The sequence below is a fragment of the Pseudomonas sp. RU47 genome, from assembly GCF_004011755.1.
Classification (GTDB): Bacteria; Pseudomonadota; Gammaproteobacteria; order Pseudomonadales; family Pseudomonadaceae; genus Aquipseudomonas.
The window spans coordinates 4,098,518-4,120,637 of record NZ_CP022411.1 but is presented as its reverse complement, the minus strand read 5'-3'; the positions used below and the strand labels follow the sequence as shown (position 1 = coordinate 4,120,637).

Here is a 22,120-nt window from a genome sequence, read left to right as displayed (position 1 = left end):
GCTCGCGAATGCGGAGTTTCAGGCGCCAACGTCGCTGAACACTGGAATGCGCCCATTGAGCGAAGGCCTGTAGTGCCAGTTCAGGCAATTCAGATCGATGCCCTTTGCGAGTATTTCCCGCACCGTAGCTCCGGCAATACTCATCGCCAACGCTTGCCCCGGACACTCGTGCCGACCACTGCCGAAACTGAAACTGCGGCGGTTCTCGCGCTGCACCAGAAACTGCTCAGGCTGTGCGTTAAGCGCCGGATCACGATTGGCGGAGGCCAGTAAAACCAGAATCACATCACCTGCTTCGACCCGCACACCAGCAATCTCGCAGGGCGCGGCGACAAAGCGTCGGGTGTTCTGCACGGGCGGGTCGAAGCGCTGGACTTCGCCAAGCAGTGCTTCGATGGATTCGCCGCGCAACGCCGGCTGACGACGTAACGCCAACAGCGTGTTGCCGATCAGTCCGGCGCAGGCTTCGAACGTCTGCGAACAGAGGCCGATCAGGTTGGCGATCAAGGTGTCTGCATCGCCGGCAAAGCGCTGCTGGATCGCGCTTAGGAAGTCGTTGGCGGGTTCGGCGAGCAGTTCGATAAAGTAGCCGCGCAGGTGCTCGGCCGCCGCATCTGCTGTGGCCAGTTGCAGGTCATTGCTCAACGGCGACAGGCAAGCGACGAAGTCAGCCGTCAGTTCACTGACCACCCGCGCCTGCGCCGGCGTGAATCCCAAAAGCGCCGCGACCACGCACACCGGGCCACGAAACATTGCCTTGTACACACCGTCGGCGTCCGCTGTGATCAGCCGTGCGGCGACCAAAGCATTGATCGTCTCAAGGTCCAGCGCTGCCAGCTCAGGCTCGATGGCCGAACGCGGACAGCGCTGGCGTTCGCCGTCATTCATCCGCATCAGCTGGCCAAAGACTTTGCCGGCCATCCTGCCGGCAATCGCTTTGGGCACGGGCTCCTCCGCCGGACGCACCCGGCAATCGGCGTGGGCCAACACCGCACACACCGCACGGGCGCTGCTGGCGACCCACAGTTTCAGATCCGGATGAAACGTCAGTCCACCTGCTGCGCGCAGTTCGGCGTAGTAGGGATAAGGATCGGCATGCGTTGTGGCGCTGATCGGGTTCATGGTTTGCATCCTTGTCGGCAGGGAAAGTGTTGCTACTATCTCCACTGCGCAACGACGACGATTCGTCCGGGAGCGAACTATGCACGCAGAACATCAAGACATCGGTGTATCGCAGGTGGCCGCCGCCATCGCTGAGCCGGCGCGGACAAAAATCCTCTGTTCGCTGATGGACGGCCACGCCCGCACCAGCACGGAGCTGGCGACGATCGCCGAAGTCAGCGCCTCGACCGCCAGTGCACACCTGGCGAAACTCAAGGATCTGGCCCTGGTGCGCCTGCACGTGCAGGGCCGCCATCGCTATTACAGCCTCGCCGATCAGCGGGTGGCGCAGGCGCTGGAAGCGCTGATGGTGATTGGCCAGAACGCCGCCCCGACGTTCAAGGCGCATACGCCGGATCGCCTGCAATTCGCCCGCACTTGCTACGACCACATGGCCGGGACGCTGGCGGTGTTGCTGCATGACCGTTTGATCGCAGGCGGTTGGCTGGTGGCAACCGACGAGCAGGCATATCGCTTGAGTGAGACGGGCGAGGCGTTGTTTCTCGGTCTGGGCATCGAAGTGGAGGATTTGACGACCCTGCGCCGCAAATTTGCCTGCCCGTGCCTGGACTGGAGCATGCGCCGGCCGCATCTCGGGGGTTCGCTGGGGGCGGCGCTGTTGCAGACCGCGTTGAAGCGCAAGTGGGTGACCCAGGATCTGGACAGTCGGGCGTTGGCGTTGACGGCGCTGGGGCGCAAGGAGATCGGTGCGCGGTTTGGTGTTGAGTTGCCGATTGAAAACCACAAGATCAAAGGATCGCAGCCTTCGGCAGCTCCTACATGGATTGGGTAGGGTTGAGATTTATCGGGTGTACGCGACTCCTGTAGGAGCTGCCGAAGGCTGCGATCTTTTGATTTTCAGCTTCTGACCGACGAGGGGCGCATCTGCCACCTTGTATCACCGCAGACGACCCTATACTGTATATGCAAACAGTAAAGAGCCCGCGCCATGCAAATCATCGACAAGCTGAGCATCCTCGCCGACGCCGCCAAGTACGACGCCTCCTGCGCGAGCAGCGGTGCGCCCAAGCGCAGCTCCGAGGGCAAGAGCGGGTTGGGCTCGACCGATGGCATGGGCATCTGCCACAGCTACACGCCGGACGGCCGCTGCGTGTCGTTGTTGAAGATTCTGCTGACCAATTTCTGTCTTTACGATTGCCAGTACTGCGTCAATCGCCGCTCCAGTGATGTCCCGCGTGCCCGTTTCACCCCCGAAGAAGTCGTGGCGCTGACCATGGATTTCTACCGGCGTAACTGCGTCAGCGGATTGTTCCTCAGTTCGGGGATCATTCGTTCGGCGGACTACACCATGGAGCAACTGGTGCGGGTGGCGAAGCTGCTGCGCGAAGAGCATGAGTTTCGCGGGTACATCCATCTCAAGACCATTCCCGAAGCCGATCCGGCATTGATCGAAGAGGCGGGGCGCTACGCCGATCGCCTGAGCGTCAACATCGAACTGCCGACCGATGCCAGCCTGCAGGTGCTGGCACCGGAGAAGGACATCGCTTCGATCAAACAGGCGATGAACACCATCTACACCGGCGTGCAGACCGTTTTGAACGAACCGCGCTCGGCGAAGTTCGCCCCGGCCGGGCAGAGCACGCAGTTGATTGTCGGCGCCGACGACACCGATGACAGCACCATCCTCCATAGCGCCCAGGCTTTGTACGGCAACTTCCGTCTGCGCCGGGTCTACTATTCGGCCTTCAGCCCGATCCCCGACAGCCCGAAAAGCGTGCCTCTCGCTGCGCCGCCGCTGATGCGTGAGCACCGTTTGTATCAGGCCGATTTTCTCTTGCGCAGTTATGGCTACAGCGCCGATGAGTTGCTCAAGGGGCCGGGCAATCTGGCGTTGGACATCGACCCGAAACTGGCTTGGGCGTTGCAGAATCGTGAAGTGTTCCCGCTGGATCTGAACCGTGCCGAAGCGTCTCTGATCGCGCGTATTCCCGGTATCGGCCTGCGCACCACCGAACGTCTGGTCGAGCTGCGCCGACAGCGGCGAATCCGCTACGAAGACGTCGCGCGTATGCGCTGCGTGCTGGCCAAGGCCAAGCCGTTCATCATCACCAGCGACTACCACCCGCAGCAGGCCGAGGTCACCAGCCATTTGCTCTATCAGCAACTGCGCGACCGGCCGATGCCGCAGCAGATGGGGCTGTGGGGATGATCAATCTCGATTGCGATGATCTGTTCGACACTTGGCGCCAGCAGGCGCGCTGGCTGCTGAGCCATGAAGTTGATCCGAGTCTGGTGAGCTGGGCCTTGGAAGGTGTCGGTGATCTGTTTGCCAATGATGAGCCGGTTCCTGAGGGGCAGGGGCCGTTTCAGGCGCGCATTCCGCGAGCGTTGCTCGACACACTTGAGCAAGCCTCGCGCTATCGCGGCGATCAACGCTGGAGCCTGTTGTATGAAGTGTTGTGGCGCGTTAGCCATGGCGATCGCACGGCGATGATGGCCGGGGACAAACTCGGCAGTGAACTGCAGCGACGGATCAAACAAGTCAATCGCGAAGCCCATCATCTGCATGCGTTTGTGCGCTTCATCGAACGCCCTTCATCCAGCGCGGGTCCGCAATATGTGGCTTGGCATGAACCGGCCCATGACATTTTGCACAGCGCCAGTGAGCATTTCATCGGGCGAATGGGCCGTCATCGCTGGTTGATCGCCACGCCGCGCGACGGGGTTTATTACGATGGCGAGCAACTGATCCATCAGCGTCAATGCCCGCTGGAATGGCAGCAGTTGGCGCAGAATGTCGACGATCCTCATGGGGATCTGTGGCTGACTTATTACAGCCACATCTTTAATCCAGCGCGGTTGAACGAGAAGGTCATGCAGGGGCATTTGCCGGCGCGGTTCTGGAAGAACTTGCCGGAGGGGGAGTTGATTCCCGGATTGATTACGCAGGCGCGGATGGGTAAGCAGCAGAATGGGCAGGCGAGTGGGATTGCTGAGCGACTTGGTAAACGGATAACGCTGAAAAGCCCCTCACCCTAACCCTCTCCCAGAGGGAGAGGGGACTGACCGAGGTGTTCGGACTTGATCCATCGACCTGAACAATCACGTCGAACTCAGGTTTTGAACGGCACAAAGATCGGCCCCCTTTCCCCCTCGCCCCCCTGGGGGAGAGGGCTGGGGTGAGGGGGAAAGAACCTCAAGCACGCCACAAATACTGCGCCAAGCGCCATAAAAAAGCCCCCCACCAATCACTCGGTGGAGGGCTTTTCTACATAAGCAGCCGTCAGATCAAACCTTGACGATCCAGCCCGCTGGCGCTTCGATGTCGCCGGTCTGCACGCCAGTCAGCTCTTTATAGAGCTTCTGGGTCACAGGACCCACTTCGGTCTCGCTGTGGAACACATGCAGATGATCGTTGTAGCTGATACCGCCGATCGGGGTGATCACCGCAGCCGTACCGCAAGCACCGGCTTCCTTGAAGTCCGACAGTTTGTCGATCAGCACGTCGCCTTCAACCACTTCCAGGCCCAGACGGGTCTTGGCCAGTTCGATCAGCGACAGGCGGGTGATGCCTGGCAGCACGGACGGCGAGTTCGGGGTGATGAACTTGTTGTCGTGGGTGATCCCGAAGAAGTTGGCCGAACCGACTTCTTCGATTTTGGTGTGTGTCATCGGGTCCAGGTAGATCGCGTCGGCGAAGTTGGCTTTCTTCGCTTTCGAGCCCGGCATCAGGCTGGCCGCGTAGTTACCACCGACCTTGGCTGCGCCGGTGCCTTGTGGGGCAGCGCGGTCGTAGCTGGAGATCTGGAAGTTGTGCGGGGTCAGGCCGCCCTTGAAGTAGGCACCGACCGGAATGCAGAAGATCGAGAAGATGAACTCGGGTGCAGTGCGCACGCCGATGTTGTCACCCACGCCGATCACGAACGGACGCAGGTACAGCGCGCCGCCGGTGCCGTATGGCGGAATGAAGCGCTCGTTGGCGCGAACCACGGCTTTGCACGCTTCGATGAACTGCTCGGTGTCGACTGTCGGCATCAGCAGACGCGCGCAGCTGCGTTGCATACGCAGAGCGTTCTGGTCCGGGCGGAACAGGTTGATCGAGCCGTCCTTGCAACGATAGGCCTTCATGCCTTCGAAGCACTGCTGGCCATAGTGAAGGGCAGTCGAGCCTTCGCTGATGTGCAGCACGTTATCTTCGGTCAGGGTGCCTTTGTCCCACTCGCCATCGCGAAAGTACGACAGATAGCGCTTGTCGGTCTTGATGTAGTCAAAACCCAGCTTGTCCCAATTGATGCTTTCGTTACCCATGACACCCTCTATCACTGAACAACCGCCGAAACGGTTCAAGGCTTCTGACGTTTTTTGGATGGGCACAACAATACTTCATTCTTGAGCGGTTTCGCAGCCCGGACTATCGGATGACACACAGATAAATCGTGTTGCCCTCAAGAATTCGCGAGCAGGCTCGCTCCCACAGGGAAACGCATTCCAAATGTGGGAGCGAGCCTGCTCGCGAAGGGGCCTACAGGTGCAACGCATGCCCGAGGGCACGCAGCGCCGCTTCCTGCACCGCTTCACCCAGTGTCGGATGCGCATGAATGGTGCCTCCGATGTCTTCCAGCCGCGCGCCCATTTCCAGGCTTTGCGCAAACGCCGTCGACAACTCGGAAACCCCCACGCCCACCGCTTGCCAGCCAACAATCACATGGTTATCCCGACGCGCGACCACGCGCACGAAGCCGCTTTTCGATTCCAGCGTCATCGCCCGGCCGTTGGCGGCGAACGGGAAACTCGAAACGATGCAGTCCAGCCCCGCAGCCTTGGCTTCGTCCGGGGTCTTGCCGACCACCACCAGTTCCGGGTCGGTGAAGCACACGGCAGCAATGGCGGTCGGGTTGAATTCGCGGGTTTTACCGCTGATCAACTCGGCAACCATCTCGCCCTGAGCCATGGCGCGGTGGGCGAGCATCGGCTCGCCGCTCAGATCGCCAATCGCGTAGACATTGCGCATGCTGGTCTGGCAGCGGCTGTCGATCTTGATTGCCGAGCCGTTCATATCCAGATTCAGCGCTTCAAGGTTCCAGCCCTGGGTATTCGGTTTGCGACCGACGGCGACCAGCACCTGATCGGTTTCCAGATTCAGGGTTTCGCCTTCCGGATCGCGCACCTGCAACGTGCCATCGAAACCCAGCACGCTGTGCTTGAGGTACAGCTTCACGCCCAGTTGCTTCAGTGCGTCATGTACCGGTTGCGTCAGTTCCGCGTCGTAGGCTGGCAGGATGCGATCCTGCGCCTCGACCACGCTGACTTCAGCGCCAAGCTTGCGATAAGCAATGCCCAGTTCCAGACCGATGTAACCACCGCCAACCACCACCAGACGTTTCGGCACGGATGTCGGTGCCAGCGCTTCGGTGGAAGAGATGATCGGCCCGCCAATCGGCAGAATCGGCAGATTGACGCTGGTCGAACCGGTGGCCAGCACCAAGTGCTCGCACTGGATGCGCGTGTCGCCGACGTCAACAGTTTTACCGTCGATGACTTTGGCCCAGCCGTTGATGACCTGAACCTTGTTCTTCTTCAGCAATGCGGCAACGCCGGTGGTCAGGCGATCAACGATGCCGTCCTTCCACTCGACGCTTTTGGTGATATCGAGCGTCGGCGCGGCAACGCTGATGCCCAGCGCCGAATGCTGGCTGTGATGCTGCGTCTGGTGAAACTGCTCGGCCACGTGAATCAACGCTTTCGACGGGATGCAGCCGATGTTCAGGCACGTGCCGCCCAGCGCTTGGCCTTCGACCAGAATCGTCGAGATGCCCAGTTGGCTGGCGCGGATCGCCGTCACATAACCGCCGGGGCCGCCGCCGATGATCAGCAGCGTAGTGTTCAGAGATTGCATGCGCGCCTTACTCCACAAACAAAGTGGCAGGTTGTTCGATCAAGCCACGAATGGCCTGGATGAAGAGTGCCGCGTCCATGCCGTCGACCACGCGGTGATCGAAGGAGCTGGAAAGGTTCATCATCTTGCGAATCACGACCTGGCCTTTGACGACCATTGGCCGTTCGACGATTTTGTTCACGCCGACGATGGCCACTTCCGGCAGATTCAGCACTGGCGTGCTGACGATGCCGCCCAGTGCACCGAGGCTGGTCAGGGTGATGGTCGAGCCGGACAGCTCATCGCGGCTGGCCTTGCCATTGCGTGCGGCGTTGGCCAGACGCGAGATCTCGGCGGCGCTGTCCCACAGGCTGCGCGCCTCGGCGTGACGCACCACCGGCACCATCAGGCCAACATCGCTTTGCGTGGCGACGCCGACATGCACCGCACCGAGGCGGGTGATGACCTGCGCTTCATCGTCGTAACGGGCGTTCATCTGCGGGAAGTCGCGCAGAGCAACGACCAGCGCGCGGACGAGGAATGGCAGCAAGGTCAACTTGCCACGGCTGGCGCCGTGTTTTTCATTCAGGTGCGCGCGCAGTTCTTCGATTGCGGTGACATCGATTTCTTCGACATAGCTGAAGTGTGCGGCACGCTGGGTAGCGTCCTGCATGCGCTGGGCGATCTTGCGGCGCATGCCGATCACTTGAATCTGTTCTTCGTCATTACGCTGTGCGTAAGCAGCGGCCGCCGGCGCCGAGGCGTTCGACTGACCTTGCGCCAAGTAGGATTCAAGGTCTTCGTGCAGCACACGACCGGCCGGGCCGGAACCGCGCACCAGACGCAACTGAATACCCAGATCCAGCGCATGTTTGCGCACGGCCGGCGAGGCGAGCGGACGTTCGTCTGCTTCGCGGGCAACCATCGGGCCTTGGCAAACCGCAGCAGGGCGCGGGGCGGCTGGAGCAGGTTTGTTCTCAACAACGGCCTCAACTTTCGGCGCAACAGGCTCTTTGGTAACAACAGGAGCAGCGGACTCTTTAAGGTTGCCAGCACCCTCAACCTCAATGCTGATCAGCACACTGCCAACCGCCATCACTTCACCCGGCTGACCACCGAGGGCAATCACCTTGCCGTGTACCGGCGAGGGAATATCGACCATCGCCTTGTCGGTCATCACGTCCGCCAGCACCTGATCTTCAACCACCAGATCGCCAACCTTGACGTGCCATTGCGACAGTTCTACTTCTGCGATGCCTTCGCCGATGTCCGGCATCTTGATAACGTGCGTGCCCATTCAGACCTCCATGACCCGTTTCAACGCCGCGCCCACTCGGGACGGCCCTGGGAAATACGCCCACTCCTGCGCGTGCGGGTAGGGGGTGTCCCAACCGGTGACGCGTTCGATCGGCGCTTCCAGGTGATGGAAGCAATGCTCTTGCACCAGCGACACCAGCTCGGCGCCGAAACCGCAGGTGCGGGTGGCTTCGTGAACCACCACGCAACGGCCGGTTTTCTTCACCGATTTGACGATGGTTTCCAGGTCCAGCGGCCACAGGCTGCGCAGGTCGATGACTTCAGCGTCAACGCCGCTTTCTTCGGCAGCGACTTGCGACACGTACACGGTGGTGCCGTAAGTCAGCACGGTCACGTCCTTGCCCGGACGAGTGATCGCAGCAACGTCCAGCGGCACGGTGTAGTAACCGTCCGGCACCTGGGCTTGCGGGTGTTTCGACCACGGGGTCACCGGGCGGTCGTGGTGACCGTCGAACGGGCCGTTGTACAGGCGTTTCGGCTCAAGGAAGATCACCGGGTCATCGTTCTCGATGGAGGCGATCAGCAGGCCTTTGGCGTCATATGGGTTGGACGGCATCACGGTGCGCAAGCCGCACACCTGAGTGAACATCGCCTCGATGCTCTGGCTGTGGGTCTGACCGCCATAGATGCCGCCGCCGCATGGCATGCGCAGGGTCATCGGTGCGGTGAACTCGCCAGCCGAGCGATAACGCAGGCGCGCCGCTTCGGAAATGATCTGGTCGGACGCCGGGTAGACGTAGTCGGCGAACTGGATCTCGGCGACCGGACGCAGACCGTACGCGCCCATGCCGACGGCCACGCCGACGATGCCACTTTCCGAGATCGGTGCATCGAATACGCGGGAGGTGCCGTATTTGGTCTGCAGGCCTTCGGTGCAACGGAATACGCCGCCGAAGTAGCCGACGTCCTGACCGAACACGACGACATTGTCATCACGCTCAAGCATCACATCCATGGCCGAGCGCAGGGCCTGGATCATGGTCATGGTGGTCGTGGTCATGGCGGTTTCCAACTGAATATTGTTGTTGTGATCGTTCATGTCAGATCCCCAACTGCTGACGCTGGCGCTTCAAGTGCTCCGGCATCTCTTTGTAAACGTCTTCGAACATGGTCGCGGCGCTTGGAATCTGGCCGCCGGCGAGGGTGCCGTACTGTTCGGCCTGTTTCTGCGCGGCAATCACTTCGGCTTCGAGCTCGGCGCTGACAGCGGTGTGCTCTTCTTCCGACCAGTGGCCGACCTTGATCAGGTGCTGTTTGAGACGGGCAATCGGGTCGCCGAGCGGGAAGTGGCTCCAGTCATCGGCCGGACGATATTTCGACGGATCATCGGAGGTCGAGTGCGGGCCGGCGCGGTAGGTGACCCATTCGATCATGGTCGGGCCGAGGTTGCGGCGGGCGCGTTCGGCAGCCCAGGCAGATGCCGCATACACCGCGTAGAAGTCGTTGCCATCCACGCGCAGCGAGGCGATGCCGCAACCGACGCCGCGTCCGGCGAAGGTGGTGGCTTCACCACCAGCGATGGCCTGGAAGGTCGAAATCGCCCATTGGTTGTTGACCACGTTGAGGATCACCGGCGCGCGATATACGTGGGCGAAGGTGAGGGCGGTGTGGAAGTCCGATTCGGCGGTAGCACCGTCACCGATCCACGCCGAGGCGATTTTGGTGTCGCCCTTGATCGCCGAGGCCATGCCCCAGCCCACGCCCTGAATGAACTGGGTGGCGAGGTTGCCGGAAATGGTGAAGAAACCGGCGTCCTTGACCGAGTACATGATTGGCAACTGACGGCCCTTGAGCGGATCGCGCTCGTTGGACAGCAGTTGGCAGATCAGGTCGACCAATGGCACATCGCGGGCCATCAGGATGCTTTGCTGGCGGTAGGTCGGGAAGCACATGTCGTCGATGTTCAAGGCCAGGGCCTGAGCACTGCCGATGGCTTCTTCGCCAAGGCTCTGCATGTAGAACGACATTTTTTTCTGACGCTGGGCGACCACCATGCGGTTGTCGTAGATCCGCGTCTTGAGCATGGCGCGCATGCCTTTTCGCAGGATCTCGACCGGCACGTTCTCAGCCCATGGGCCGAGAGCGTTGCCCTGATCGTCGAGCACGCGAATCAGCCCACGGGCCAGGTCGGCGGTGTCGGCAGGTTCGACGTCGATGGAAGGTTTGCGCACCGTACCGGCATCGGTCAGATGCAGGTAGGAAAAATCGGTTTTGCAGCCTGGACGGCCCGAGGGTTCAGGGACGTGCAGACGCAGCGGTTCATACGCTTGGGTCATGGCTTCTACGCTCGATCTTGTGAATTTCTTGTAGTGAGCTGGCAGTCATTCTTCGGTAGAAGAAATCTTGTCCTACAACAATCATAGGCCCGGGCAAGAAGAATATTTATCTCTGTTTCGTTGCGCTGGAGACGATTTGCAGATAGAAATTCTGCATAAACATAAAAAACAGGTGGTTTTGTCTCATGCGCAAACTGGACCGTACCGACATCGGCATTCTCAATAGCCTTCAGGAGAACGCGCGCATCACCAACGCCGACCTCGCGCGCTCGGTGAACCTGTCGCCGACGCCGTGCTTCAACCGGGTCAAGGCCATGGAAGAATTGGGGCTGATTCGCGAGCAGGTCACGCTGCTGGATGCCGATCTGCTGGGGCTGCACGTGAACGTGTTTATTCACGTCAGCCTGGAAAAACAGGTCGAGGAAGCGCTGCAGCATTTCGAGGAAGCCATTTCCGATCGCCCGGAGGTGATGGAGTGCTACCTCATGGCCGGAGACCCGGATTACCTCATCCGGGTCCTGGTGCCGACCATTCAGTCGCTCGAACGCTTCATGATGGACTTCCTGACCAAAGTGCCGGGTGTGGCGAATATCCGGTCAAGTTTTGCGCTGAAGCAGGTGCGCTACAAGACCGCGCTGCCATTACCCGCTAACGGTTTGACGCTGGGCAGTTGAACGTCAGATGTACTCATAGCGGTAATCGAGCTCTGTGGTGAAGAGGGTTTGCTGGACGGTAAAGGTTTGCTCCCAGGGCGCCAGTTCGTTGGCGGGGTGAAAGATCAGGACGGTTTCATTCATGTCTGTCGAGCCGGCCTCATTGGTAAAGCCGGGAGTGCCAGGATGCTGGTGTTTCCAGCGCTCCCACAACAAGTCGAGGTAGCAGTGGTGCAGGAAGAATATTGGATCATTGGGTGAGGAAGCTTCCCCCATGCTGCCGCCTATCCACGCATGCACCGGATTGTGCAATTCGATTTCCGAGACGTTTTCCCAGCCACTCCCATTCATCCAGTAAGGCGCCCTGTTGAGCGTCGATATGACTGTCTCTGCGCTGGGCAGTGCGCCGATTGCCCCGAGATTTCGACGAATGCCCGTGTTGCCTAGGCCTTCGTCCCAGACCCTTACATCGAATTGCGATTGTTCCCTGGAAAACGGGCCGCTGGTGACACGCTGGTCTTGCAGGTTGTCACCGTTCGAACCCATGAAGTGCGAGGTGAAGGGGTTGTCGGCCCCGGTCAGTTGCCAGTTCCAGTAAGGCAGGGTGATGGTCGGATCACTGGCGGCGGACTGCAGGGCCAGTTCGAACTGGCGGATCAGAATGCGATGCCACGGATAGAACAAGGGGCTTCGATGTGGATTGGGTACCAGCGGACTGGCCCCGCCCATCGAATTCTTGTGGATCTGGACGAAATCATCATAGCGGCATTGCTGCCCGGGTCGCAGGACGCTGTCGACGTTGTTCTTCAGCCTCAGGATGGCATCGATGAATGCGGATTTCTGTTGCGGTGTCATGTCACGGTGATTACGACGAATATCCATATTGCGAAAACTCCATTGAATGTTTGCCCAATGGAGTCTGCTCGCTTACAGGATTTTCACCAGTTCATCACCCTCGACAGCGTTCGTAGGAAAAATAATCCGGTGGCCGGTCGAGCGGTTTTTTCCTATAGGGAATTGAGCGGAATCTTCAGGTAAACCACACCATTGTCCTCCGCTGGTGGCAGATGTCCGGCCCGGACATTCACCTGAATCGCCGGCAGCAACAGCGTCGGCATACCCAGCCCGGCATCTCGCTTGGTGCGCATTTCGACAAACGCTGCCTCATCAATCCCGTCATGCACATGAATATTGCTTTTGCGTTGTTCGCCGACCGTGGTCTGGCACTGCGAGGCGCGACTCTCGGGTGGATAGTCGTGGCAAACGTAGAGTTTCACGCTGGCGGGGAAGGCCAGCAGTTTGTGGATCGAGGCAAACAGCTGATGGGCATTGCCGCCGGGAAAGTCGCAGCGCGCCGTGCCGACATCGGGCATGAACAGCGTGTCACCGACCAGAATCTGCTCGCCATCGATCAAATAAGCCATGTCCGCCGGGGTGTGGCCGGGGACGTGCAGAGCGGTGGCCTTGAGGTTGCCGATGCGGAACGACTCGTTCGGCGCGAACAGGTGATCGAACTGCGAGCCGTCGACGCAAAACTCCGGCTCCAGATTGAACAGCGTCTTGAACACGTTCTGCACTTTGCTGATCGATTTACCGATGGCGATTTTGCCACCCAGTTCCCGGCGCAGGTAAGGCGCGGCGGACAGGTGATCGGCGTGGGCGTGGGTTTCCAGCAGCCACTGCACCTGCAGGTTGTGCGCGCGAACGAAGGCAATGATCTTGTCGGCTTGGGCGGTGCAGGTGCGTCCGGCGGCGCCGTCGTAATCGAGCACCGGATCGACGATCGCGCACTGCCCGCCATCGGCTTCATAGACCACATAGCTGTAGGTCGAAGAGGCGGGGTCGAGGAAAGCTTCAATCTGCGCGGGCATGGACACCAACCTGAACAAGGGAAATGGGTTGCAACACTTTATCTAAAAACATAATGTTCGCAGCTTAAGTGACCTTGAAGGCATCGTGCAAATGCAATCCAGTCTGACCGAATGTGAAGTTGCCCAACTCCGTGCCTCGGCCTCCAAGGCCTGCGCGTTGCTCAAGGCCATGGCCAATGAGGATCGCCTGTTGATCCTGTGTCAACTGACTCAGGGTGAGCGCAACGTCGGCGAACTGGAAAAAATGACCGGTGTGCGCCAACCGACGCTGTCCCAGCAACTGGGCATCCTGCGCGATGAAGGGCTGGTCGCGACCCGTCGTGAAGGCAAGTACATTTTTTACGGCCTTGCCAGTCCGGAAGTCATTCAGGTCATGAAAACGCTCTCCGGATTGTATTGCGGAGCCGTGCTGAAAAGTCTGGGTCATCAATAAATGCCAGCCATGACACTGGTTCAATGTGGGAGCGAGCCTGCTCGCGAAAGCGTTAGGTCAGGCAATTGTTGCATCGACTGACACGCCGCCTTCGCGAGCAGGCTCGCTCCCACATTGGGATTTGTGTGCTGGCTCGAACAATCCTTGCGTGCAGCAAAAGGAACAAGCAATGAACGATCAACACTGGGGCCCATCCATCAGTGCAGACATCGTGGTCATCGGCGGCGGTACGGCCGGTATCGGTTTCGTCGCCAGCCTGCTCAAGCGTGATCCTGCGCTGAAAGTTACCGTGATCGAACCCAGCGCCCAGCATTACTACCAACCGGCGTGGACGCTGGTCGGCGGTGGCGCCTACGACGTCAAAGACACCGCACGGCCGATGAACAAGGTCTTGCCCAAGCAAGCGAATTGGCTGCAAGCGGCAGTCACCGCAATCGACCCGGACAAGCGCCAACTCACCCTCAACGATCAACGTACGATCAGCTATCAAAACCTGATTGTCTGCCCCGGCCTGCGTCTGGCCTGGGAGAAGATCGAAGGCCTGCAGGAAAGCCTCGGCCAGCACGGTGTCACTTCCAACTACAGCTACCAGCATGCGCAATACACCTGGGATCAGGTGCAGAAACTGCGCGGCGGCAAAGCGCTGTTCACTCAACCGGCGATGCCGATCAAATGCGCCGGCGCACCGCAAAAGGCGTTGTATCTGTCCTGCGATCACTGGCTTAAAACCGCCGTGCTGAAAAACATCAAGGTCGAATTCAATCTGGCCGGCGCTGCACTGTTTGGCGTGGCGACGTTCGTCCCGCCGTTGATGAAGTACATCGAAAAGTACAACGCACAGTTGGCGTTCAATTCGAATCTGGTCAAGGTTGACGGCCCGGCGAAAACCGCGTGGTTCGAGATCAAGGACGCTGAAGGCAACGTCACCCGTGTGGCGAAAAGCTTCGATCTGCTCCACGTCGTGCCGCCGCAGGTTTCGCCGGATTTCATCGCGCAAAGCGCATTGGCCGATGCGGCCGGCTGGTGCGAAGTCAATCCGCACAGCCTGCAACATCCGCGCTATCCCGAGGTGTTTGCACTCGGTGATATCTGCGGCACCAGCAACGCGAAAACCGCCGCGGCGGTGCGCAAGCAAGTCGTGGTGGTCGCGGAAAACTTGCTGGCCCTGCGCAAGCAACAACCGCTGCCGCTGAAGTACGACGGTTATGGTTCCTGCCCGCTGACGGTGGAGAAGGGCAAGGTGATTCTCGCCGAGTTCGGTTATGCCGGGAAGTTGCTGCCGACTTTTCCACTGGACCCGACGGTGGCGCGGCGTTCGGCGTGGTTTCTCAAGGCGTCGCTGCTGCCGTGGTTCTACTGGAACGGCATGCTCAAGGGCCGCGAGTGGCTGACTGGTCTGTCCAAGGTTGACTGAGAAAACCCTATGTTGCTGGCAAGTCTGTTTGGCGTGGTGATGGGGTTGGTCCTCGGCTTGACCGGGGCCGGTGGCGGCATTCTTGCGGTGCCGGCGCTGGTGCTCGGGCTTGGCTGGACAATGACGCAAGCGGCGCCGGTGGCGTTGTTTGCGGTCGGCAGTGCTGCAGCGGTCGGTGCCATCGACGGTTTGCGCCATGGCCTGGTGCGCTATCGCGCGGCGTTGTTGATTGCGGCGTTGGGTGCGGTGTTTTCGCCGTTGGGCATTTACTTCGCGCACCAGTTGTCGGAGAAAATCCTGATGGTTCTGTTCAGCCTGCTGATGGTCATGGTGGCCTGGCGCATGCTGCGCCGCGAGCGCCAGCAGGAGGGGCCGAGCGATCACGGTCACGCTAGCTGGGGCCAGAAGAATTGCATGCTCAATGAAGAAACCGGGCGCTTTGACTGGACCGCCAAATGCACCGCTACGTTGGCGGCGCTGGGCGCAATTACCGGCGTGGTGTCCGGATTGCTCGGGGTCGGCGGCGGGTTTTTGATCGTACCGGCGTTCAAGCAACTGACCGATGTGCAGATGCGCGGGATTGTCGCCACGTCGTTGATGGTGATCAGCCTGATTTCGGCGATTGGCGTGATCGGTTCGTTTCACGCCGGTGTGCGGATTGACGGGCAGGGCGCGGCGTTTATTGTCGCCAGCATTGTCGGCATGATCATCGGTCGCAAGCTCTGCGCGCGGGTGCCGGCGCGGGCGTTGCAGGTGGGGTTTGCCAGTGTCTGTCTGGTGGTGGCGGGGTATATGTTGTTGCGGGCGTGAGGTTCTGAAGAAATCGCAGCCCATCAAGGGCTGCGATCTTTCTATCGGCTTACAACACCAAGTGCGGCAACCACAGCGAAAGTGCCGGCACGTAAGTCACCAACATCAACACCAGGAACAGCACGGCATAGAACGGCAGCAGCGCTTTCACAGTGCTCTCGATACTGACCTTGCCTACCGCCGAACCGACAAACAGCACCGCACCCACCGGCGGCGTTATCAATCCGATCCCAAGGTTCACCAGCATGATCATGCCAAACTGCACTGGATCCACGCCGATGCCGAGAATCACCGGCATCAGGATCGGCGTCAGGATCAGGATCAGCGGCGCCATGTCCATCACCGTGCCGAGCAACAGCAGCATGACGTTGATGCACATCAGGATCACGTAGCGGTTGTCCGACAGGGTCAGAAATGCCGTGGTGATCTTCGCCGGAATTTGCATCAGGGTCATGATGTAGCCGAAGCTCGCCGCGAAACCGATCAGGATCATCACGATCGAAATCGTCCGCACCGTGCGGTGCATCAGTTTCGGCAGTTCGCTCCACTTGTAGTCGCGGTAGATGAACATGGTCACGAAGAATGACCAGAGCACGGCGATGGCCGCCGACTCGGTAGCGGTGAAGATGCCGGACAGGATGCCGCCGAGGATGATCACCATCGCCATCAGGCCCCAGAGGGCTTCGCCGACGATTTTCAACGCCTGGCGCATCGGGATCACTTCACCCTTGGGATAATCGCGCTTTCTCGCGAAAATCAGACACAGCACCATCAGGCAGGCGCTCATCAGCAAGCCCGGCACGATGCCCGCCATGAACAGCGAGGCAATCGAAACCGTGCCACCGGCAGCCAGGGAGTAGAGCACCGAGTTATGGCTGGGCGGGGTCAGCAGGGCTTGCACCGAACCGCTGACGGTCACGGCGGTGGAGAAGTCCCGTGGATAGCCCTTGCGTTCCATTTCCGGAATCAGCACCGAACCCACCGACGCGGTGTCGGCCACCGACGAACCGGAGATCGCGCCGAAAAAGGTCGAGGCGACAATGTTGACCAGTGACAGGCCACCGCGGACAAACCCCACCAGCACCCCGGCACACGCCACCAATCGACGCGACATGCCGCCCTCGGCCATGATCGCACCGGCCAGCACGAAGAACGGAATGGCCAGCAGCGAGAATTTGTTCACCCCCGAAGCGACCTGAATCATCACCGCCTGGAACGGAATGTCGATCCACCATGCACCGATCAGCGCGGCCGCGCCGAGCGCGTAGGCGACCGGCATGCCGATCAGGATCAAAGCGATAAAACTGCCCAGCAGTATCAGAGCGTCCATTAAGCGGCACCTTCACTTTCTTCAACCAGGTCGAACTGCACGACGCGCCGTTTGCTCTGGTCACCGAGCAAGAGTTTTTCCAGCACGAAAATCAGCGTCAGCAAGCCGCCCACGGGAATGGGCAAGTAGGTCACGCCAACGCGCAGATCGGGCAGAGCAGCCATGAACTGATTCCAAGTGGACATGCACAGTTTGGCGCCCCAGATCGTCATGAAGATGCAGATCGCCGCCATGAGCAGTTGTGAAAATATCGCCGCTGCAGATCTCAGTTGTGGAGGCATGCGATCGGTGAGCATGGCCACGGCCATGTGCGCGCCGGCGCGGTAACTGGCGGCGGCGCCGATGAAGGTAAACACCATCATCAGCAGGATCGCCGTGGGCTCGGGCCAGCTCGAACCGGTGCCCAGGACGTAGCGGGCGAACACGCCCCAGGGAATCATCAGGGAAATCGCCAGGACGGAAAGGCCGGCGACCCAGATGCACGTCATGTAGATCTTGTCGTTGATACGCAGCAGTAGATTCTTCATCGGGTTCCACCGTAACCGGGCGCGCCGCATTCATCGGGCGCACCGGGCCTTGTTCATGAGGACGGAGCGGGAGGCGTTACTGAACGGCTTCGATTTTCTTGATCAGGTCGGCATACTTCGCGCCGTACTTTTCCCGTACCGGTGCGGTGGCGTCGTAGAAGGGTTTTTTGTCGACCTCGATGAACTCGACGCCGGCGGCCTTGAGTTTTTCTTCACTGGCAGCGGACTTCTTGTCCCACAGCACGCGCTCTTCGGCCTGGGCAGCCTTGGCGGCTGTCTTGACCAGCGCCTGTTGATCCGGCGTCAGTTTTTCCCAGGTGATTTTCGACATCACGATCGGTTCTGGCAGGATCAGGTGACCCGTGAGGCTGTAGTACTTCGCATTCTGGAAGTGGTTGTGTTCGAGCAGGGTTGGCGGGTTGTTTTCCGCGCCGTCGATCACGCCGGTCTGCAGGGCACTGAAAATTTCACCGGTGTCCATCGCGATGCCGTTGCCGCCCATGGCGTTCATCATGTCGATGAACATCGGGTTGCCTTGCACGCGGATTTTCATACCCTTGAGGTCTTCGAGCTTGCGTACCGGTTTCTTGGTGTAGACATTGCGCGTGCCGCCGTCCATCCAGGCCAGGGCCACCAGGCCGAATTCTGAATGGGTGATTTTGTCGAGGATCTCGTCGCCCACTGCGCCGTCGATGACGTTACGCATGTGTTGATGGTCGCGGAAAATGAACGGCATGTTGAACACGTTCACGTCCGGGACCACGGGGCCGACGATACCCAGGCTGACGCGAGACAACTGTACGGCGCCGACTTGCATCTGCTCGATGACTTCCTTTTCGGAGCCCAGCACACCGCCGGGGAAGTATTGGAAGGTCAGTTCGCCGTTGGTCTCCTTGGTCAGGGTCTTGCCCATGTTTTCTTCGGCCACCACGGTTGGGTAACCGGCGGGGTGAATGTCAGCGAATTTGAGTTGCAGTGCCTGAGCGGCGCCAGTGAAGCTAAACATCAGCGGGAGTGCAGCGGCCAGCAAGGTGCGTTTGAAGTTCATGGGGTGAGTCTCCAGTCTTGTTATTGTTGTGTTCAAGGCGCAGCGGTGCAGCAGAGGCAGGTGTTACAGCGAATCGTCGAACAGCGGTTCCGGCAGGCCTTTGACGTTGGGATTCAGGGCGAACACGCCGCCGGCCAGGGATTGCGAGTCGTGGTCGTCGCCGGGACGAATCGAGGTGACGAACAAGGTGTCCATCCGGGTTCCACCGAAGGCGCACATGGTCGGTTTTTTCACCGGCACGGCCAGTGAGAAGTCGAGTCGGCCGTCCGGCGCGAAACGGTGAATGAGGCCGGCGTCGTTGGCGCAGATCCAGTAGAAACCTTCGGCGTCCACGGCAGCACCGTCGGGACGTCCGGGAAAATGGTTCATGTCGACGAAGACCCGGCGGTTCGACGGTGTGCCGGTCTCGGTGTCGTAATCGAACGCCCAGATCAGTTGCACATCGGGGTGCGAATCGGACAGGTACATCGTCTTGCCGTCGGGGCTGAAACCGAGGCCGTTGGGCACGATGAAACCGTCGAGTTGCGCTTCGATCACGCCAGACTGCCCGGCACCGTGGCGGTAGAGCCGGCCTTCGGGCGCACTCAGGCCCATGTTCAGCACCATGCTGCCGGCCCAGAAGCGGCCCTGGCGATCACAACGACCATCGTTTAGGCGCATGTCTTTGCGGCCGTGCTCGACGCTGGCAAGTCGCTCACTGTCGAGGCTGCCGTCGCTGTGCGGGTGCAGATGAAAGAAACCGCTTTCCATGCCAGCGACCCAGCCGCCACGGCTGTGGCGGGCGATGCAGGCGAGCATTTCCGGGGTTTTCCAGGCATGCACATGGCCCGTGTCAGCGCTCCAGCGTTGCAGGCCGCCGTTGGGAATATCCACCCAGTACAGCGCGTTTTCCTCTGCCACCCAGACCGGGCTTTCGCCCACGGCGTTGCGGGCATCGACGATCAATTCGGCTTGCATACTCATTCCTTTGCGTCGTTGTCAGGGTGATCAGTCGCCGAACGGTCCGGCCGCGACAAACGCGCCGCCCTGATAGATCCGCGCCGGGTCATCGGCGGCCGGCATTGGCTGCGCTTCGACCTTTTCGCGGAACACTTCGGAGCTGTCCTTCGCTTCGAACCCGAGGTGGCTGGCGAAGCGGTTGTCCCACCAGACTTCTTTGTTGGCGGACATGCCGTAGACCACGGTGTGGCCGACATTCGGCGTGTACAGCGCGCGTTCGAGCAATTGCGTGAGGTCGTCGAAGCTCAGCCAGGTGTGCATCATTCGACGGTTTTGCGGCTCGGGGAACGAGGAGCCGATGCGGATGCTGACGGTCTCGATGCCGTAGCGATCGAAGTAGAAACTGGCCATGTCTTCGCCGTATGACTTGGACAGTCCGTAGTAGCCGTCGGGGCGCCGTGCGGAGCTGGCGTCGAGCGGTTCGTCCTGTTTGTAAAAGCCGATGACGTGGTTGGAGCTGGCGAAGATCACTCGCTTCACACCATGCCGGCGCGCGGCTTCGTAGATGTGAAACACGCCGCAGATGTTGGCGCCGAGAATTTCTTCGAAGGGCCGCTCGACGGAGACGCCGCCGAAATGCAGGATCGCATCGACGCCTTCGACCAGTTGATGCACGGCGTGTTTGTCGGCCAGATCGCAGAGGACGATTTCTTCGCGGTCATCGACGGCCGGGGCGAGGGCGGCGATGTCTGACAGGCGCAGGACATGGGCATAAGGGCGCATCCGTTCGCGCAGAACTTTGCCCAGACCACCGGCGGCGCCGGTCAGCAGCAGACGGTTGAACGGGGCGCGGGGAGTGGAGGTAGATGTCATGGCAATCCCTTACACGATTGTTATTAGGTTTGTTGTAGGTTGTCGTATGACTGCGCTGAAGTATCGGTATGGTTTCCGGAACTTGTCAACGCGACTTTTGGTGTAGATGACGGAAGGCCTGGCCTCTTTTCAATCACCACAGTTCCGTATTTGCAATGCAATCCCCTGTGGGAGCGAGCCTGCTCGCGAAAGCGGTGTGTCATTTAGAATTGATGTCGACTGACACGCCGCCTTCGCGAGCAGGCTCGCTCCCACAGGGAAACTCGGTGTGGCGCCTGGCTTTACAACAACGAAATCGGATAACTGATAAAGATCCGGTTTTCATCAAATTCGTTGGTGCTGAAGTCCCGGCGTATCGTCGCGTTGCGCCATTTCACGTTGAGATTTTTCAGTGGCCCGCTTTGCACGGTGTAGGCCAGTTCCGACTCGCGGCCCCATTCCTTGCCGTCATTGGTGGTGGCGGTGTGCACGTTGTCGCCGCTGATGTAGCGGTTCATCAGGGTCAGACCGGGAACGCCGAGTACGACGAAGTTGTAGTCATGGCGCAACTGCCAGGAACGTTCCTTGGCGTTGTCATAACTGGCGTTGTAACTGTCGTTGGCGAGGGTGCCGCCGCTGGTGCCATTGACCCGCATCCACGCGTCGTCGCCGCTGAGTTTTTGCAGGCCGACATAGAACGTGTTGCCGCCGTATTTGGCCGAAAGCAGAGCGAACGCAGTCTTGTTGTCGAGGTCGCCAGCCTGGGCGCTGCCGTCTTCCTTGCCGGTGAAGAAACCGAGGTTGGCGCCCAGCGTCCAGTCGCCCACAGGCTGGCTGTGGCTGAGGTTGAAATACTGCTGCTGGTAGATGTCCGTGAGTTCGGCGTACCAGACACCAACCTGCGTGCGCTTGTCGTTGAAGCTGTACTCGCCGCCGCCGAAGTTGAAGCGGTCGGAAGTGAACGCGCCACGGCCGTTCATCGACATGTCTTCCATGCTCGCGTCGTTGCGCGGGCTGTTGCCGCGGAACTGGCCGCCGTAGACGGTCAGGCCATTGATCTCGGTGGAAGTGATCTGGCCGCCACGAAAAGTTTGCGGCAGGGAGCGGCCGTCGTCGGAGCGCAGGATCGGCAGCACCGGCATCCATTCACCCACCTTGAGTTCAGTCTTCGAGACCTTGGCTTTCAGCGCTACGCCGAGCCGTCCGAAATTGTCCGCCGGGCGCCCGTCATCGTGGATCGGCAACAGTTGCGTGCCGCCCGTGCCTTTGCCGCCATCGAGCTTCTGCGAATACATCCCCAGCAGATCGAGGCCGAAACCGACGGTGCCCTGAGTGAAACCGGATTTGGCGTCGAGGATGAAGTTCTGCGTCCACTCCTCAGCCTTGCCCTGCGGGTTGGCCGGGTTGACGAAGTTGCGGTTGAAATAGGCGTTGCGCAGGTTCAGCGTGGCTTTGCTGTCTTCGAGAAAGCCTTCGGCATCGGCGCTCATCGGCATGGCAAGGGCGAGGCTGCTGCAGCCGATCAGACTTAAAGCGGTACGCGGGCGGGTGACGGAAAGACGGGAAGGGCGGACGGAATTGCAGACGAGTGTGCTCACTGTGACGCTCCCTGTTTCATTTGTTGTTTTTATTATTTGTTATACGTCGTCGTAC

21 protein-coding genes are annotated in these 22,120 nt (G+C 60.1%); 7 read left to right on the top strand and 14 right to left on the bottom strand.

Translation table 11 applies throughout. The annotated features are described in order from the left end of the window. Positions 1-18 precede the first annotated feature (18 nt). Positions 19-1,122, bottom strand: coding sequence for a cytochrome P450 (locus CCX46_RS18635; RefSeq protein ID WP_127928778.1), 1,104 nt, complete (start codon positions 1,120-1,122; stop codon positions 19-21). 79 nt (positions 1,123-1,201) lie between these two features. On the opposite strand from CCX46_RS18635, the gene CCX46_RS18630 reads away from it, so the two are divergent. The 3 genes from CCX46_RS18630 (at position 1,202) to CCX46_RS18620 (ending at position 4,161) form a co-directional block, all read left to right on the top strand. Next, positions 1,202-1,954: an ArsR/SmtB family transcription factor gene (locus CCX46_RS18630; RefSeq protein ID WP_127928776.1), complete on the top strand. Its 753-nt coding sequence runs from the start codon at positions 1,202-1,204 to the stop codon at positions 1,952-1,954. Between the two features lie 156 nt (positions 1,955-2,110). Further along, a complete protein-coding gene (locus CCX46_RS18625) occupies positions 2,111-3,331 on the top strand; it encodes a putative DNA modification/repair radical SAM protein (RefSeq protein WP_077573477.1) in 1,221 nt (406 codons plus the stop codon). Further along, positions 3,328-4,161 (top strand): TIGR03915 family putative DNA repair protein, encoded by an 834-nt coding sequence (locus CCX46_RS18620; RefSeq protein WP_127928774.1) that lies wholly within the window; start codon positions 3,328-3,330, stop codon positions 4,159-4,161. Before CCX46_RS18625 ends, CCX46_RS18620 begins: the two co-directional genes overlap by 4 nt. A gap of 249 nt (positions 4,162-4,410) precedes the next feature. Here the strand turns inward: CCX46_RS18620 and CCX46_RS18615 are convergent, their stop codons facing one another. The 5 genes from CCX46_RS18615 to CCX46_RS18595 all read right to left on the bottom strand — a co-directional run bounded on the left by CCX46_RS18615 (position 4,411) and on the right by CCX46_RS18595 (position 10,590). Then, positions 4,411-5,430: a branched-chain amino acid aminotransferase gene (locus CCX46_RS18615; RefSeq protein WP_007915073.1), complete on the bottom strand. Its 1,020-nt coding sequence runs from the start codon at positions 5,428-5,430 to the stop codon at positions 4,411-4,413. Positions 5,431-5,644: 214 nt separating this feature from the next. Further along, a complete protein-coding gene (gene lpdA / locus CCX46_RS18610; protein WP_127928771.1) occupies positions 5,645-7,018 on the bottom strand; it encodes a dihydrolipoyl dehydrogenase in 1,374 nt (457 codons plus the stop codon). Positions 7,019-7,025: 7 nt separating this feature from the next. After that, positions 7,026-8,294: a dihydrolipoamide acetyltransferase family protein gene (locus CCX46_RS18605; protein WP_127928769.1), complete on the bottom strand. Its 1,269-nt coding sequence runs from the start codon at positions 8,292-8,294 to the stop codon at positions 7,026-7,028. Next, positions 8,295-9,353: an alpha-ketoacid dehydrogenase subunit beta gene (locus CCX46_RS18600; RefSeq protein WP_003224000.1), complete on the bottom strand. Its 1,059-nt coding sequence runs from the start codon at positions 9,351-9,353 to the stop codon at positions 8,295-8,297. A 1-nt stretch (position 9,354) separates the two neighbouring features. After that, complete coding sequence (locus CCX46_RS18595) at positions 9,355-10,590, bottom strand: 3-methyl-2-oxobutanoate dehydrogenase (2-methylpropanoyl-transferring) subunit alpha (protein WP_127928767.1); 1,236 nt, start codon at positions 10,588-10,590, stop codon at positions 9,355-9,357. Positions 10,591-10,775: 185 nt separating this feature from the next. Here CCX46_RS18595 and bkdR point away from each other — a divergent pair, with 185 nt between their 5' ends. Beyond that, positions 10,776-11,264, top strand: coding sequence for a Bkd operon transcriptional regulator BkdR (bkdR, locus tag CCX46_RS18590; RefSeq protein WP_016985245.1), 489 nt, complete (start codon positions 10,776-10,778; stop codon positions 11,262-11,264). A gap of 3 nt (positions 11,265-11,267) precedes the next feature. On the opposite strand, the gene CCX46_RS18585 is transcribed toward bkdR, so the two are convergent. Then, positions 11,268-12,125 carry a tyrosinase family protein gene (locus CCX46_RS18585; RefSeq protein ID WP_127928765.1) on the bottom strand — a complete coding sequence of 286 codons (858 nt, stop codon included), beginning with the start codon at positions 12,123-12,125 and terminating at the stop codon, positions 11,268-11,270. A gap of 125 nt (positions 12,126-12,250) precedes the next feature. After that, complete coding sequence (locus tag CCX46_RS18580) at positions 12,251-13,114, bottom strand: MBL fold metallo-hydrolase (RefSeq protein WP_127928763.1); 864 nt, start codon at positions 13,112-13,114, stop codon at positions 12,251-12,253. A gap of 91 nt (positions 13,115-13,205) precedes the next feature. Here CCX46_RS18580 and CCX46_RS18575 point away from each other — a divergent pair, with 91 nt between their 5' ends. The 3 genes from CCX46_RS18575 (at position 13,206) to CCX46_RS18565 (ending at position 15,771) form a co-directional block, all read left to right on the top strand. After that, positions 13,206-13,547, top strand: coding sequence for an ArsR/SmtB family transcription factor (locus CCX46_RS18575; protein WP_007915092.1), 342 nt, complete (start codon positions 13,206-13,208; stop codon positions 13,545-13,547). 169 nt (positions 13,548-13,716) lie between these two features. Then, complete coding sequence (locus CCX46_RS18570) at positions 13,717-14,961, top strand: NAD(P)/FAD-dependent oxidoreductase (protein WP_127928761.1); 1,245 nt, start codon at positions 13,717-13,719, stop codon at positions 14,959-14,961. Between the two features lie 9 nt (positions 14,962-14,970). Further along, positions 14,971-15,771 carry a sulfite exporter TauE/SafE family protein gene (locus CCX46_RS18565; RefSeq protein ID WP_102899274.1) on the top strand — a complete coding sequence of 267 codons (801 nt, stop codon included), beginning with the start codon at positions 14,971-14,973 and terminating at the stop codon, positions 15,769-15,771. Between the two features lie 49 nt (positions 15,772-15,820). Here the strand turns inward: CCX46_RS18565 and CCX46_RS18560 are convergent, their stop codons facing one another. From CCX46_RS18560 to CCX46_RS18535, 6 genes are all read right to left on the bottom strand, one after another. Then, complete coding sequence (locus CCX46_RS18560) at positions 15,821-17,101, bottom strand: TRAP transporter large permease (protein ID WP_127928758.1); 1,281 nt, start codon at positions 17,099-17,101, stop codon at positions 15,821-15,823. Further along, entirely contained in the window at positions 17,101-17,628 is a 528-nt protein-coding gene (locus CCX46_RS18555; protein WP_038365548.1) for a TRAP transporter small permease, read from the bottom strand. Before CCX46_RS18555 ends, CCX46_RS18560 begins: the two co-directional genes overlap by 1 nt. A 76-nt stretch (positions 17,629-17,704) precedes the next feature. Continuing rightward, positions 17,705-18,676, bottom strand: a complete 972-nt coding sequence (locus CCX46_RS18550; RefSeq protein WP_127928756.1) for a TRAP transporter substrate-binding protein — start codon at positions 18,674-18,676, stop codon at positions 17,705-17,707. Positions 18,677-18,739: 63 nt separating this feature from the next. Further along, positions 18,740-19,633: an SMP-30/gluconolactonase/LRE family protein gene (locus CCX46_RS18545; protein ID WP_127928754.1), complete on the bottom strand. Its 894-nt coding sequence runs from the start codon at positions 19,631-19,633 to the stop codon at positions 18,740-18,742. A 30-nt stretch (positions 19,634-19,663) separates the two neighbouring features. Continuing rightward, the gene (locus CCX46_RS18540; protein ID WP_127928752.1) at positions 19,664-20,488 is read right to left on the bottom strand and encodes an NAD-dependent epimerase/dehydratase family protein; all 825 of its coding nucleotides are present in this window, start codon (positions 20,486-20,488) and stop codon (positions 19,664-19,666) included. 281 nt (positions 20,489-20,769) lie between these two features. Further along, a complete protein-coding gene (locus tag CCX46_RS18535) occupies positions 20,770-22,065 on the bottom strand; it encodes an OprD family porin (protein WP_127928750.1) in 1,296 nt (431 codons plus the stop codon). Positions 22,066-22,120 lie beyond the last annotated feature (55 nt).